This window comes from Streptomyces sp. CNZ287 (genome assembly GCF_007827615.1).
This window is the reverse complement of the sequence record NZ_VISV01000004.1, coordinates 101,342-115,113: the sequence shown is the minus strand read 5'-3', so window position 1 is coordinate 115,113 and position 13,772 is coordinate 101,342. Positions and strand designations below refer to the sequence as shown.

General features: G+C 75.1%; 12 protein-coding genes. 5 read left to right on the top strand and 7 right to left on the bottom strand.

All coding sequences use genetic code 11. The annotated features are described in order from the left end of the window. Nucleotides 1-83: 83 nt before the first annotated feature. The 6 genes from sucB to FB457_RS10565 all read right to left on the bottom strand — a co-directional run bounded on the left by sucB (nt 84) and on the right by FB457_RS10565 (nt 8,967). The gene (gene sucB / locus FB457_RS10590) at nt 84-1,955 is read right to left on the bottom strand and encodes a 2-oxoglutarate dehydrogenase, E2 component, dihydrolipoamide succinyltransferase (RefSeq protein ID WP_145781633.1); all 1,872 of its coding nucleotides are present in this window, start codon (nt 1,953-1,955) and stop codon (nt 84-86) included. 53 nt (nt 1,956-2,008) lie between these two features. After that, nucleotides 2,009-3,397, bottom strand: coding sequence for a dihydrolipoyl dehydrogenase (gene lpdA, locus FB457_RS10585; protein ID WP_047015347.1), 1,389 nt, complete (start codon nt 3,395-3,397; stop codon nt 2,009-2,011). 188 nt (nt 3,398-3,585) lie between these two features. Continuing rightward, nucleotides 3,586-5,187: a leucyl aminopeptidase gene (locus tag FB457_RS10580; RefSeq protein WP_047015346.1), complete on the bottom strand. Its 1,602-nt coding sequence runs from the start codon at nt 5,185-5,187 to the stop codon at nt 3,586-3,588. A gap of 334 nt (nt 5,188-5,521) precedes the next feature. After that, complete coding sequence (locus FB457_RS10575) at nt 5,522-6,481, bottom strand: adenosylcobinamide-GDP ribazoletransferase (protein ID WP_486588985.1); 960 nt, start codon at nt 6,479-6,481, stop codon at nt 5,522-5,524. Further along, entirely contained in the window at nt 6,465-7,556 is a 1,092-nt protein-coding gene (locus FB457_RS10570; protein ID WP_047015345.1) for a nicotinate-nucleotide--dimethylbenzimidazole phosphoribosyltransferase, read from the bottom strand. The genes FB457_RS10575 and FB457_RS10570 overlap by 17 nt, the downstream gene beginning before the upstream one ends. A gap of 208 nt (nt 7,557-7,764) precedes the next feature. After that, nucleotides 7,765-8,967, bottom strand: coding sequence for a bifunctional adenosylcobinamide kinase/adenosylcobinamide-phosphate guanylyltransferase (locus FB457_RS10565; RefSeq protein WP_047015344.1), 1,203 nt, complete (start codon nt 8,965-8,967; stop codon nt 7,765-7,767). Between the two features lie 105 nt (nt 8,968-9,072). On the opposite strand from FB457_RS10565, the gene FB457_RS10560 reads away from it, so the two are divergent. After that, the gene (locus FB457_RS10560) at nt 9,073-9,288 is read left to right on the top strand and encodes a hypothetical protein (RefSeq protein ID WP_047015343.1); all 216 of its coding nucleotides are present in this window, start codon (nt 9,073-9,075) and stop codon (nt 9,286-9,288) included. 80 nt (nt 9,289-9,368) lie between these two features. Here the strand turns inward: FB457_RS10560 and FB457_RS10555 are convergent, their stop codons facing one another. Continuing rightward, nucleotides 9,369-9,920: a DUF3043 domain-containing protein gene (locus tag FB457_RS10555; RefSeq protein ID WP_047015342.1), complete on the bottom strand. Its 552-nt coding sequence runs from the start codon at nt 9,918-9,920 to the stop codon at nt 9,369-9,371. Nucleotides 9,921-10,238: 318 nt separating this feature from the next. On the opposite strand from FB457_RS10555, the gene FB457_RS10550 reads away from it, so the two are divergent. The 4 genes from FB457_RS10550 (at nt 10,239) to FB457_RS10535 (ending at nt 13,653) form a co-directional block, all read left to right on the top strand. Continuing rightward, the gene (locus tag FB457_RS10550; RefSeq protein WP_047015341.1) at nt 10,239-11,048 is read left to right on the top strand and encodes a PspA/IM30 family protein; all 810 of its coding nucleotides are present in this window, start codon (nt 10,239-10,241) and stop codon (nt 11,046-11,048) included. A gap of 37 nt (nt 11,049-11,085) precedes the next feature. Further along, nucleotides 11,086-11,364 (top strand): PspA-associated protein PspAA, encoded by a 279-nt coding sequence (pspAA, locus tag FB457_RS10545; RefSeq protein ID WP_047015340.1) that lies wholly within the window; start codon nt 11,086-11,088, stop codon nt 11,362-11,364. An 88-nt stretch (nt 11,365-11,452) separates the two neighbouring features. Beyond that, nucleotides 11,453-12,934, top strand: a complete 1,482-nt coding sequence (locus FB457_RS10540; protein ID WP_145781631.1) for a histidine kinase — start codon at nt 11,453-11,455, stop codon at nt 12,932-12,934. Next, on the top strand, nt 12,931-13,653 hold the full coding sequence (locus FB457_RS10535) for a response regulator (RefSeq protein WP_078898186.1): 723 nt from the start codon (nt 12,931-12,933) through the stop codon (nt 13,651-13,653). The genes FB457_RS10540 and FB457_RS10535 overlap by 4 nt, the downstream gene beginning before the upstream one ends. Nucleotides 13,654-13,772: the final 119 nt, after the last annotated feature.

Sequence of the window (13,772 nt, the reverse complement as noted above, 5' to 3'; positions counted from 1 at the left end):
GGGAACACGACCGCGCCCCCGCCCGGGCTGATGCCCGGAGCGGGGGCGCGGCCGGTGCGTACGGACCTACTGGACCGCTCGCCTCACAGGCCGATCTCGCTCTCGAACTCGCCCGCCTCCAGCAGGCCCTTGACCGTCCCCAGGTAGCGGGCGGCGTCGGCGCCGTCCACCAGGCGGTGGTCGTAGGAGAGCGTCAGATACGTCATGTGCCGCACGGCGATCGTCTCGCCCAGCTCGGGGTGGTCGACGACCGTCGGGCGCTTGACGGTCGCGCCGAGGCCGAGGATGGCGACCTGGTTCGGCGGCACGATGATCGTGTCGAACAGTGCGCCGCGCGAGCCGGTGTTGCTGATGGTGAAGGTCGCGCCGGACACCTCGTCCGGGGTGATCTTGTTGTTGCGTACCTTGTCCGCCAGCTCCGCCGTCTTCCTGGCGATGCCGGCGATGTTGAGGTCGCCCGCGCCCTTGATGACCGGGGTCATCAGGCCCTTCTCCGTGTCCACCGCGATACCGACGTTCTCGGTGTCGAAGTAGCTGATCGTGCCCTCGTCCTCGTTGATACGGGCGTTGACGACCGGGTGGGCCTTCAGCGCCTGGACGGCGGCCTTGACGAAGAACGGCATCGGCGAGAGCTTCACGCCCTCGCGCTGGGCGAACGCGTCCTTGGCCCGGGCCCGCATCCGCATGATGCGGGTGACGTCCACCTCGACCACGGTGGACAACTGGGCCTGCTCGTGCAGGGCGCGCATCATGTTGTCGCCGATGAGCTTGCGGATGCGCGGCATCTTCACGGTCTGGCCGCGCAGCGGCGACGCCTCCAGCACGGGCGCCGCGGGCCGGCCCGCCGACGGCGCCGCGGTGGCGGCGGCCGGGGCGGAGGCGGCGGCGCGGGCGGCCTGCTCGGCGGCGGCGACGACGTCCTGCTTGCGGATCCGGCCGCCGACGCCGGAGCCCTTGACGGTGGCCAGATCGACGCCGGACTCGGCGGCGAGCTTGCGCACCAGCGGGGTGACGTACGCGCCCTCGGCGGCGGGCGCGGGCGCCGGAGCCGCGGCGGCGGGCGCCGGAGCCGCGGCGGCGGGCGCCGGAGCCGCGGCGGCGGGTGCCGGAGCGGCCGGTGCCGGAGCGGCAGCCGGGGCGGGCGGGGCCGGCTGCGCGGGCGGGGCCGGCTGCGCCGGAGCAGGCGGCGGCGCGGCGGGTGCCGCGGCCGGGGCCGGGGCCGGGGCGGGTGCCGCGGCCTCGGGTGCGGGCGCCGGAGCCGCCGGAGCGGGTGCCGGGGCGGCCGGAGCGGCGGGCGCGGCCGCGCCGCTGCCGATGACCGCCAGCTTCGCGCCGACCTCCGCCGTCTCGTCCTCCTGGACCACGATCTCCAGCAGCGTGCCGGACGCCGGGGACGGGATCTCGGTGTCGACCTTGTCGGTGGAGATCTCCAGCAGCGGCTCATCGGCCTCGACCTGCTCGCCGACCTGCTTCAGCCAGCGGGTCACCGTGCCTTCGGTGACCGACTCGCCCAGCTCGGGCAGCGTGACATCGGTGCCCTGAGCGCCGCCCGCGGCCTGCGCGGGCGCGGGCTCCTGGGGCGCCGCGGGCGCGGGTGCGGCCTCGGCCTGCGCCGGGGCCTGGGCGGGCTCCGGAGCCGGTGCGGCTGCGGGCGCGGGCTGCTGGGGCGCCGCGGCCTGCTCTGCGGCCGGCGCGGGAGCCGCCTCCGCACCGCCGGTGCCGTCGTCGATCACGGCCAGTTCGGCGCCGATCTCGACGCTCTCGTCCTCGGCCACCTTGATGGAGGACAGCACTCCGGCGGCGGGGGAGGGGATCTCGGTGTCGACCTTGTCGGTGGAGACCTCGAGCAACGGCTCGTCGGCCTCGACGCTCTCGCCCTCGGCCTTGAGCCAGCGCGTGACGGTGCCCTCGGTGACGCTCTCGCCGAGCGCCGGCAGGGTTACGGAAACCGCCATGGTTTCGGTTGCTCCTAACGATCTTTGCGGGATGGTGGGCGTGTGTCCGTGGCTCAGTCGTGAGCGTGGAGCGGCTTGCCGGCCAGTGCCAGATGGGCCTCGCCGAGCGCTTCGTTCTGCGTCGGGTGTGCGTGGACGAGCTGGGCCACCTCGGCCGGCAGCGCCTCCCAGTTGTAGATGAGCTGCGCCTCGCCGACCTGCTCGCCCATGCGGTCGCCGACCATGTGCACGCCGACCACGGGGCCGTCCTTGACCTGGACGAGCTTGATCTCGCCCGAGGTCTTGAGGATCTTGCTCTTGCCGTTGCCCCCCAGGTTGTACTTCAGCGCCACGACCTTGTCGGCACCGTACGTCTCCTTCGCCTTCTCCTCCGTGATGCCGACGGACGCGACCTCCGGGTGGCAGTACGTCACCCGCGGCACGCCGTCGTAGTCGATCGGCACCACGTCAAGCCCGGCCAGCCGCTCCGCGGTGAGGATCCCCTCGGCGAAGCCGACGTGCGCGAGCTGGAGGACCGGGGTCAGGTCGCCGACGGCGGAGATCGTGGGCACGTTGGTGCGCTTGTACGCGTCCGTCAGGACGAAGCCGCGGTCCATGGCCACGCCCTGCTCCTCGTAGCCCAGACCCTGCGACACCGGGCCGCGGCCGACCGCGACCAGCAGCAGCTCGGCCTCGAACTCCTTGCCGTCGGCGAGGGTGACCTTGACGCCGTCCTGGGTGTACTCCGCCTTCTCGAAGAAGGTGCCCAGGTTGAACTTGATGCCGCGCTTGCGGAAGGCCCGTTCCAGCAGCTTGGAGCTGTTCTCGTCCTCGGCCGGGACCAGGTGCTTCAGGCCCTCGATGATCGTGACGTCGGTGCCGAAGGACTTCCACGCGGAGGCGAACTCCACGCCGATGACGCCGCCGCCCAGCACGATCGCCGACTTCGGCACCCGGTCCAGGACCAGCGCGTGCTCCGAGGCGATGATGCGGTTGCCGTCGATCTCCAGGCCCGGCAGGGACTTCGAGTACGAACCGGTGGCGAGCAGCACGTGCCGCCCGGTGTACCGCTGGCCGTTCACGTCCACCGAGGTCGGCGAGGACAGCCGGCCCTCGCCCTCCACGACGGTGACCTTGCGGGAGGCGATGAGTCCCTGCAGCCCCTTGTAGAGGCCGGCGACCACGCCGTCCTTGTACTTGTGCACGCCGGCCATGTCGATGCCGTCGAGCGAGGTGTTCACCCCGAAGGATGCGCCTTCGCGTGCCTGGTCGGCGAGCTCCCCGGCATGCAGCAGCGCCTTCGTCGGGATGCATCCTCGGTGCAGGCAGGTGCCGCCCACCTTGTCCTTCTCGATCAGGGCGACGTCAAGACCAAGCTGAGCGCCTCGCAGGGCGGCGGCATAGCCGCCGCTGCCGCCTCCGAGGATCACCAGGTCGAAAACGGTGCTGGCGTCGTTCGCCACGTCACGTCCTCCATGCATGTGCGCCGGTGGCCGGCCGTGGTGCGGCCGGGCGGCGGCTCCTTATCGGCCGCTCTACTACTGAGGCCCTGTCCTGCCACCAGCCATCTTCGCACTTGTCGACGGAAGACGGAGACGCGGGCCGCACCCCGCCGGTCCCGGGACCGGTCACCGGCGGGCTGCGGTGCACGTCAGGCCAGGTCGCCGTGCGCCGCCTCCTCGGCGATCGCGACCAGCGTGCGGACCGCGGACCCGGTGCCGCCCTTCGGGGTGTAGCCGAAGGGACCCGAGGTGTTGAAGGCCGGGCCCGCGATGTCCAGGTGCGCCCAGGTGATGCCCTCGCCGACGAACTCCTCCAGGAAGAGCCCGGCCACCAGCCCGCCGCCCATCCGCTCGCCCATGTTGGCGATGTCGGCGATCGGCGACTCCATGCCCTTCTTCAGCTCCGGCGGCATCGGCATAGGCCAGGACTGCTCGCCCGCCGCCTCGGCGAGGACGTGGATCCGGGTCCTGAAGGCATCGTCGTTGGCCATGATCCCGAAGGTGCGGTTGCCCAGCGCCAGCACCATCGCGCCGGTGAGGGTGGCCACGTCGATCATGTAGTCGGGCTTCTCTTCCGACGCCTTCGTCAGCGCGTCGGCGAGGACCAGCCGGCCCTCGGCGTCGGTGTTCAGCACCTCGACGGTCTTGCCGCTGTACATCCGCAGCACGTCGCCCGGGCGGGTGGCGGAGCCGGAGGGCATGTTCTCGGCGAGCGCCAGCCAGCCGGTGACGTTCACCGGCAGCTCCAGCCGGGCGGCGGCGGAGACGGCGGCGAGCACGGCCGCGGCGCCGCTCATGTCGCACTTCATCGTCTCGTTGTGGCCCGCGGGCTTGAGCGAGATGCCGCCCGAGTCGTACGTGATGCCCTTGCCGACCAGCGCGATCGTCTGCTCGGCCTGCGGGTGCCGGTGCTCCAGGCGGACCAGCCGGGGCGGGGTCTGCGAGCCCTGGCCGACGCCGAGGATGCCGCCGTAGCCGCCCTTGGCGAGCGCCTTCTCGTCGGTCACCGTGACCTTGAAGCCGTGCTCCTTGCCGGCCTGCTGGGCGGCGGCGGCGAAGCCGGAGGGGTCGAGGTCGTTGGAGGGGATGTTGACCAGGTCGCGGGCCCGGTTGACCTCGTCGGCGAGCACCGCGGCGCGCTCGACGGCGGCGCGGTGGGCCTTGTCGCGCTTGGCGCCGAGGAGGGCGATCTCGCCGAGCGCGGCCTTGGCGCCCCCGTTCGCCTTGCCCTTCGCGGCCTTGCCGCCCTTGGTGCCCTTGGCACCCTTCTCGTCCTTGTCGCCCTTGCCGCCCTTGTCATCGGCGGCCGTGCCGCCGTCGCGGTAGGTGTTGAAGGCGTACGCGCCCAGCAGCGCGCCCTCCGCCACGGCGGCGGTGTCGTCGGCGACGTCCAGCGGCAGCGCGAACGCGGCCTTCTTCGCGCCGGCCAGCGCGCGGGCGGCGCTGCCCGCGGCGCGGCGCAGGGTCTCCGTGTCGTAGCCGGCGCCCTTCTCGGGCACGGCGCCGAGGCCGACGGCGACGACGACGGGCGCCTTGAGGCCGTCGGGGGCGGGCAGCTTCGTGACCTCGCCCTCGCCGCCGGACGCCCCGAGGGCCTCCAGCACGGCGCCCAGCTTCCCGCCGTACGCCTCGTCGACGGCCTCGGCGCCGGGGGCCGGCACGGGACCCTTGGGGCCCTTCGCCACGCCCACGACGACGGCGTCCGCACGCAGGCCGGTGGCGGACGAGGAACTGAGAGTCAGAGCAGTCACGGTGGTGGTGATCCATTCTCGGTGCGGGTTTCGGGGGGTGTACGCGGCATCGTATGCGGTACGGCGCCCGCGGAGGGCGGCGGGTTGAGGCGGGTTTCCCCGCGTACGGGCAGGTGGCGGGGACCCGCCGCGGGGCGCCCGCGGGCGCCTGCGGGCGGGGTGCCGGTCCGGTGCCGGTCTCGCGGCGGTCCGGCGCCGTTCGCCCGAAGTGGGACGGCAGGAGGTTGACGCCGGGTCCCCGGCGGGCCGGGACGGCGGTGAACGGCGGGCGGGCGCGGCGGTCTTGGGGAGCGCGGGCAGACGACGGGGACGGGGCGCGGGGTGCCGTGAGTTCTCAGGAGGGGCCCAGGACGGCGGCGATCAGGGCGGCGGTCGCGGCGGTCTCGGCGAGCGCGCCGAAGACGTCGCCCGTGACCCCGCCCAGGCGCCGTACGCAGTGGTGCCGCAGCAGTTCGGCCGCGGCCAGCCCCGCGGCGACCGCGAGCGCGGTGTGCAGCGCCGCGTACGGGCCGGAGAGGAGCCCCGCCGCCGCGGCGAGGACGGCGGCGGCAACCGCCGTACAGGCAACGGCGGTACGCGTGGACAGCACCCCGGCCACCGCGGCGCCCAGCCCCTCCGGGCGGGCCGGCGGCACGCCCGTGCGGGCGGCGAGGGTGAGGGCAGCGCGGGCGGCGACGGCCGCGGCGGTGACGGCGACCGCGGCGCGGATCCCGGAGTCGTCGCCGTACAGCTCGGCCACCGCGGCGACCTGCCCGAGCAGCACCAGCAGCAGCGTGATCACGCCGAACGGGCCGATGTCGGAGCGCCGCATGACCGCCAGCGCCCCGGCCGCGGGCCGCCCGCTGCCCAGCCCGTCGGCGGTGTCGGCGAGCCCGTCGAGATGGAGCCCGCGGGTGAGCACGGCGGGCACGGCGACGGTGACCACGGCGGCGAGAGCAGCCCCGGCCCCCGCGAGCAGCAGGAGCCGACCGGCCCCGGCGGCGAGCGCGCCGAGCAGGAGCCCGACGAGGGGTGCGGCGGCCATGCCGCCGCGGGCGGCGGCCCGGTCCCAGCGGTGCACGCGCACGGGCAGTGCGGTGAGGGTCCCGCACGCGAACCGCAGGCCATCGAGGGGAGACGAGGCGCGCGCGCCGGCCGCGGTGCGGCCGGCGGACGGGCCCGGCTGGCCGGCTTCCGACAGGTCGTGCGCGGCCCGGTCGGCCGCCGGGGCGGGACCGGCCGTCCCGTGCGGCTCCGCCGGACGGGCCTCGTCCCGGTCCCCCGGAGGGGGCGCCGCGTCAGGTGATGTCGTCAACCGCTTCCTCGGCCGCGGCGTCCTTGCCGGGCGTGTTCTCCGGCAGGTCCGCCCAGAGTTCCGCCGCCGCCTGGAGGAACGGCAGGGCCAGCAGGGCGCCCGCGCCCTCGCCCGTCGTCACGCCGTGGTCGAGCAGCGGGTCGATCGCGATGCGGTCCAGCGCCTTCTCCTGAGCCGGCTCGCCGCTCGCCTGGCCGGCCAGCCACCAGTCCGGCGCCCGGAACGCCACCCGCTGCGCGACCAGCGCCGCCGCCGCCGAGACCACCCCGTCGAGCACCACCGGCGTGCGGCGCACCGCCGCCTGCAGCAGGAAGCCCGTCATCGCGGTGAGGTCCGCGCCGCCGACCGTGGCCAGCAACTGCAACTGGTCGCCCAGCACCGGCCGCGCACGGCGCAGCGCGTCGCGGATCGCGGCGCACTTGCGCATCCAGGCCAGGTCGTCGATGCCCGCACCGCCGCGGCCGGTGACCACCGAGGCGTCGGTGCCGCAGAGGGCCGCGACGATCGCGCCCGCCGCCGTGGTGCCGCCGACGCTGAGGTCGCCGAGGAGCAGCAGGTCCGTACCGGAGTCGGCCTCCTCGTCCGCGACCGCCATGCCGGCCCGGAACGCCTCCTCGGCCTCCTCCGCCGTCAGTGCGTCCTCGACGTCGATACGTCCCGACCCGCGGCGTACGCGATGCCGGGTGACCTCCTTCGGCAGCGACTCCGGGTCGCAGTCGAGCGCCATGTCGACGACCCGCAGGCCGGCGCCGAAGCGGCGGGCGAGGATCGCCGAGGCGCTGCGGCCGTCGAGCGCGGCGCGGGCCAGCGCGTCGGCGGTGCCCGCGGCGCGGCCCGAGACGTCCAGTTCGGCGACGCCGTGGTCGCCGGCGAAGAGCACGAGACGCGGGGCCGCGACCGGCTTGGCGGGCACGCCGCCCTGCGCCGCGGTCAGCCACTCGCCCAGGTCGTCCAGGCGGCCGAGCGCGCCGGGGCGCGGGCCGTGGGTCGCCCGCCACTCCTCCGCATCCCGGCGGACGGCCGAGTCGGGGCGGTCGATGTCGTTGATGAAGTCGTCCAGATTCAGGCCGCTCACGGGCGCAGATTACCCGCCGGGCGCGCCGCCGACTCCGCTGCCCCCGAGGTTGGCCGCCCTGGCACGGGCGCGGACACCGCCGCTCGGGCGGGCCCTCGCCGTGCCCGCGGGGACCGGTGCCCGGCCGGTTGGTCCGCATCCGGTCCGGTATCGGAACGGGCCGTACGGGACGGAGCGGCTGCCCCGGGCCCGGCGCCCGCGGAATCGATCACCCCCGGAGGATCTGCACCTGCCCCGCCACCACCAGCAGCACCTGCTCGCACTCCGCCGCCACTCCCGCGTTCAGCCGACCCAGCTCGTCGCGGAACAGCCGGCCCGCCGGGGTGGCCGGGACGACGCCCGAGCCGACCTCGTTGCTGACGGCGACGACCGTGCGGCGGGTGGCGCGTACCGCCGCGACCAGCTCGTCGGCCCGCGGCCGGACGTCGCCGCCCTGCCACGCCCCCGCCCGGTCCATGGCGTCCGTGAGCCACAGCGACAGGCAGTCGATCAGCAGCGGCGGCGCGCCGTCCGCGGCGAGCAGCGGCACCAGGTCGCAGGTCTCGGTGGTACGCCAGCTCGCCGGCCGGCGCTCGCGGTGGACGGCGACCCGCGCCGCCCACTCGGCGTCCCCGTCGCGGGTGCCGCCGGTGGCCGCGTACTCGACCGCGGGGAACGCCGCGAGCCGCCGCTCCGCCTCCACCGACTTGCCCGACCTGGCACCGCCCAGCACCAGCGTGCGCCGCGGCACGACGGGACTGTCCGGGCCGTGTCCCGCGACGAGGCTCACCCCGTCCGGTACGGCCCTGGCCCCCGCGGCGGCGAGCCGGCGGTGCAGTTCGGGCCCCGGCGGCGGCGTCGGCCCCGAGGCGTCGCCGGAGTGGCCGCCGAGGTGGACGGCGACGACGTCGGTGGCGGGGGCGACGGCGCCGTGGGCGCGCAGCCGGGCGAGCGCGCCGGGACGCCCGCAGACGTCGAGCAGCACGATGTCGTACGGCTCCACGGAACCCTCGAGGCCCGCGGGCGCGGCCCCCGGCGGCAGATACAGCAGCCGCCGCCCGCCGGGCCCGGTGATCTCGTACCCGGTGCCGGGGTGGTCGACCGCCACGGCCCGCACCCGGTGGCCGCTGATCAGCGTCACGTCCTGCCCCTCCGGCGCCCGGGACGGCGCCGGCACGCCCGCCGGGGACGCCAGGGCCGGGCCGTCGTGCGGGTGGCTGAGCAGCACCTGCATGACGCCGGAGAGCGTCCGCCCGGCGCGCGCCGCGGCGAGCGCGGTGCCCGGCGTGAGGTCGAGCAGCACGATGCCGTCCACCAGGACGGACGTCGCCGCCCGCGCCTCGGGCCCGACGGCGGCGGCGCACGCCGCGCAGGGGCAGCCGGGGCGCGGCAGCCCGGCGGGCGCACCGGTGCCGAGGAGGGTGATGTCCACGCCCCGATCGTCTCGCGAGGGGCGGTCCCGCGCCCGGGCGGGGCGGCGCTTCAGCGCTCTCGGTTACGCTGCCAGCGCACTATCCGGCGTGGGACGGAGGCATGCATGGCAGCGTGGACCTGGCGGTTCGAGAAGGCCGACGGCACGGAGACGACCCCGGCGGTGGAGCCGGACGACTTCACGACCCAGGGTGACGCCGAGTCGTGGCTCGGCGAGTTCTGGAAGGAACTGCTGGCGGGCGGCGTCGAGCAGGTCAGGCTGCTGGAGGACGGGGCCGAGGTGTACGGCCCGATGAGCCTGGCGGCGGCCGAGGGCGCGTAGCGACGGACCCGGCACCCGGGCGGCGGCGTTCGGCTCGTACGGGCGTACGCGGCGGTCTCCGCCCCGTACGCCCGCCGGCGTCAGGGCCGCTCGCCCCGCTTCACCTGCGGCTTCGGCAGCCGCATCCGGCGAAGCTGCAGCGTGCGCATGAGCGCGTACGCCCGGGCGCCGCGGTGGCTCTCGTCCGGGAAGCGCGCCTTGAGCTGCTTCTTCACCTGCACCGAGATCGCGATCGAGTCGAAGACGATCAGCACGATCACGAAGAGCCACAGCAGCAGCGAGATGTTCTTCAGCCCTGCCGACGGCGTGATGCTGAGCAGGAGGATGACGATGGCCAGCGGCAGGAAGAACTCCGCCACGCACCACCGCGAGTCCACGTAGTCCCGCACGAACTTGCGCACCGGGCCCTTGTCGCGCGCGGGCAGGTACTTCTCGTTGCCCGAGGCCAGCGCCTCGCGCTGGCGGGCCATGTCGGCCCTGCGCGTCTCCCGCGCGCGCTTCGACGCCTCCTTGCGCGTCACCGGCGTCTTGGCCATGGCGCGGCGCTGCGCCTGCGACTCGCTGCGCTTGGGCGTGGGCCTGCCCTTGGGGGCCTCGGCCGGACGCACATGCTTCGACTCCACTTCGCTCACCTCGGGCTCAGTGGACTGGTCATCCTTGGAACGGCTTCCGAACACAAGCCCAAGAATAGGGGCAGTCGGGTGTACGACCCAGAGCGAGGGGGAACGATCCGGCAACGGCGTGCGTGTCACTACCTGTGGGGGCGCGTGAACCGGGAGCCCCTACGGTCGTCTACTCCCTGGGCGGGAGGACGGACCCCTGGCGGTTCGTCCCACAGGAGGAGCGCATTGGCGCCCGGGCAGTGCGGTAATAGAAGCAGGGCCCGTACTGTGGGTTCTGCAGAGTATGTGCCGAGGCTGAAGTCCGTCAGAAGGGGGCGCGCGAGGCCCATGAGCGGTGTCATGAAGCGGATGGGGATGATCTTCCGCGCGAAGGCCAACAAGGCCCTGGACCGGGCCGAGGACCCGCGCGAGACCCTCGACTACTCGTACCAGAAGCAGCTCGAGCTGCTCCAGAAGGTGCGCAGGGGCGTCGCCGACGTGGCGACGTCGCGCAAGCGCCTGGAGCTCCAGCTCGGCCAGTTGCAGAACCAGTCCGCCAAGCTGGAGGACCAGGGCCGCAAGGCCCTCGCCCTCGGCCGCGAGGACCTGGCGCGCGAGGCGCTGTCCCGCAAGGCGGCGCTGCACCAGCAGGTCACCGACCTGGAGACGCAGCACCAGACGCTCCAGACCGAGGAGGAGAAGCTCACCCTCGCCGCCCAGCGGCTGCAGGCCAAGGTCGACGCCTTCCGGACCAAGAAGGAGACCATCAAGGCCACGTACACCGCGGCGCAGGCGCAGACCCGGATCGGCGAGGCGTTCTCCGGCATCTCCGAGGAGATGGGCGACGTCGGCCTGGCCGTGCAGCGCGCCGAGGACCGCACGGCGCAGATGCAGGCCCGCGCCGGCGCGATCGACGAGCTGCTGGCCTCCGGTGCGCTGGACGACCCGACGGGGATGGCGAAGGACGACATCTCCGCCGAGCTGGACCGGCTCTCCGGCGGCGCGGACGTCGAGCTGGAGCTGCAGCGCATGAAGGCCGAGCTGGCGGGCGGTCCCGCCGAGCAGCAGCAGGCGATCGAGGGCGGCCGGCAGGGCGCCCAGACGCCGCCGCAGCAGCAGGCTCCGCCGCAGGACGCCCCGCGGTTCGACAAGCAGTGACTGCCCCGCGACGGGCTCGGAAGAACGGGAGAAAGCCGTGATCGTACGGATCATGGGGGAGGGTCAGGTGAAGCTGGACGACAGCCACTTCGCCGAGCTCGACAAGCTGGACGACGAACTGCTCGCCGAGATGGAGGGCGGTGACGAGGCCGGCTTCCGGCGGACCCTCGGCGCCCTGCTGGACGCCGTGCGCTCCCTGGGTGCCCCGCTCCCGGCCGACGCGCTGGAGCCCTCCGAGCTGATCCTCCCGGGGCCCGACGCCTCCCTGGACGAGGTGCGGGAGATGCTCAGCGACGACGGCCTCATCCCCGGCTGACTCCCGTCACCGCATCACGTACGCCTCGGCCGCTTCGCGCCCCGGTCGTCAGGACCGGGGCCGGCCCTCCTCTGCACCCCACGCTGCCGTGACCTCACTCGCCGCTCTGCCCCGCTGGCTGCGGGCGCACCCCCTCGCGGCCGACGCCCTGCTGGCGGCGGTCGCGCTCGCCGCCATCCTCATCAGCTCCGTGTACCCCGACCGCGGGGCGAACGCGCCGCCGCCCGCCGACCTCGGCGCCGCCGAGGTCGTGCTCGCGACCGCGGCCTGCGCCGTCCTCGTACTGCGCCGGCGGGCGCCGTGGGCCGTGCTCGCCGCCACGATGACGCTGACCATCGCGCACGTCATCGCCTCCGCGGGTGACCCGCGCTCGCCGATCGCGCTGAGCGTCGTGGTCGCCCTCTACACCGTTGCCGCCCGCACCGACCGGCACACCACCTGGCGCATCGCGCTGCTCACCATCGGGGTGCTGACGTTCGCGATGATGCTCTTCGGCGACCGCCCCTGGTACGCGGACGAGAACCTCGGGGTCTTCGCCTGGACCGGGATGGCCGCGGGCGTCGGCGACGCCGTGCGCAGCCGCCGGGCCGTGGTCGACGCCATCCGCGAGCGCGCCGAGCGGGCCGAGCGGACCCGGGAGGAGGAGGCGCGGCGGCGGGTCGCGGAGGAGCGGGTACGGATCGCGCGCGAGCTGCACGACGTCGTCGCGCACCACATCGCGCTGGTCAACGTCCAGGCGGGGGTGGCCTCGCACGTGATGGAGAGCCGCCCGGACCAGGCCAAGGAGGCGCTGGCGCACGTACGCGACGCCGGCCGTACGGCGCTGGAGGAGCTGCGCACCACGGTGGGGCTGCTGCGCCAGTCCGGCGACCCGCACGCGCCCACCGAGCCCGCGCCGGGGCTGGCGATGCTGGCGGAGCTGGTGGAGGGGTTCGTCCGGGCGGGCACGCCGGTGTCGGTGGAGGTCGCCTCGGAGCTGGGCCCGCGCAGGACGGCGGTGACGACGCGGGTGGAGCGGGCGGCCGAGGTGGTCGGCGGGCTCCCGGCGGCGGTGGACCTGGCCGCGTACCGGGTGCTCCAGGAGGCGCTGACGAACGTGCACAAGCACGCGGGCGCGGAGGCGCATGCGGTGGTGAGTCTGTCGCGGGAGGCGGACGAGCTGGAGATCGCGGTCCGCGACGACGGCCCCGGCACGGCCGGGACGGGACCGGACGACGGGCGGGACGGCGGGGGAAAGGACGGCGCGCGGCGCGACGGCGGTGCGAAGGACGGCGCCGAGGGGGACGCGGACGGCGAGCGCGCGGGCGGGCTCGGGCTCGTCGGCATGCGCGAGCGCGCCGCCGCGCTGGGCGGCCGGTGCACGGCGGGAGAGCGTACGGACGGCCGGACGGGCTTCGAGGTACGGGTACGGTTGCCGCTGCGGGTCGCGGCGGACGCGGATACGGGCGGGACCCCGGCCGCCGGCGGCCCGGGCACGGCCAGGCCGCCGCGGGAGCGGGAGGCGAACGGGACGCGGGCGTCCGGCTGTCTGCGCCGCGCGTCCGGTGGGGCGATCAAGGAGCAGGGGTGAGCGAGGTCCCGCCGCCGCGGACGCGGCCGATCCGGGTGGTGCTGGCGGACGACCACGCGCTGATGCGCAGCGCGTTCCGCGTCCTGGTCGACTCGGAGCCGGACATGGAGGTCGTCGGCGAGGCGGGCGACGGCGCGGAGGCGGTGCGGGTCGTCCGCGAGACGGGCGCGGACCTGGTGCTCATGGACATCCGGATGCCCGGTACCGACGGCCTGACCGCCACCCGCGCGATCTCCGGGGACGACGGCCTCGGCCACGTGCGCGTCGTCATCCTCACGACCTTCGAGGTCGACGAGTACGTCATCGAGGCGCTGCGCGCGGGCGCCTCCGGCTTCCTCGGCAAGGGCGCGGAGCCCGGCGAGCTGCTGGCCGCGATCCGGGTGGCCGCGGACGGCGACGCGCTGCTGTCGCCCACGGCGACGAAGGGGCTCATCGCCCGCTTCCTGGCGGGTGGCGACACCCCGCCGGGCGGCACGGCCGACGCCACCGGGCGCGCGGAGGCGACGGACCGCCTCGCCGCGCTGACGAGCCGGGAGCGCGAGGTGCTGGGGCTCGTCGCCCGCGGCCTGGCGAACGACGAGATCGCCGGCCAGTTGGAGGTCAGCCCGCTGACGGTGAAGACGCACGTCAACCGCACGATGGCCAAACTGGGCGCCCGCGACCGGGCCCAACTGGTGGTCCTGGCCTACGAGTCGGGCCTTGTCCGTCCGGGCAGTTAGGCCCTGTCGGGCACATAGCGCCGTCCGCCCTGTGGGCGGGCTCCCCCCGGGCTCCCCCACAGTGCGCAGGCGCGTGTGGGCGGTACCCCCAGGCGTCTGGTGCGTGCGGTCGCAAGGCG

Bases quoted from the DNA above. Each gene is read 5' to 3' on its own strand.
- sucB (WP_145781633.1), bottom strand. From the start codon at position 1,955: ATGGCGGTTTCCGTAACCCTGCCGGCGCTCGGCGAGAGCGTCACCGAG.
- FB457_RS10560 (WP_047015343.1), top strand. From the start codon at position 9,073: ATGGCAGCGTGGACCTGGCGGTTCGAGAAGGCCGACGGCACGGAGACG.
- FB457_RS10550 (WP_047015341.1), top strand. From the start codon at position 10,239: ATGAGCGGTGTCATGAAGCGGATGGGGATGATCTTCCGCGCGAAGGCC.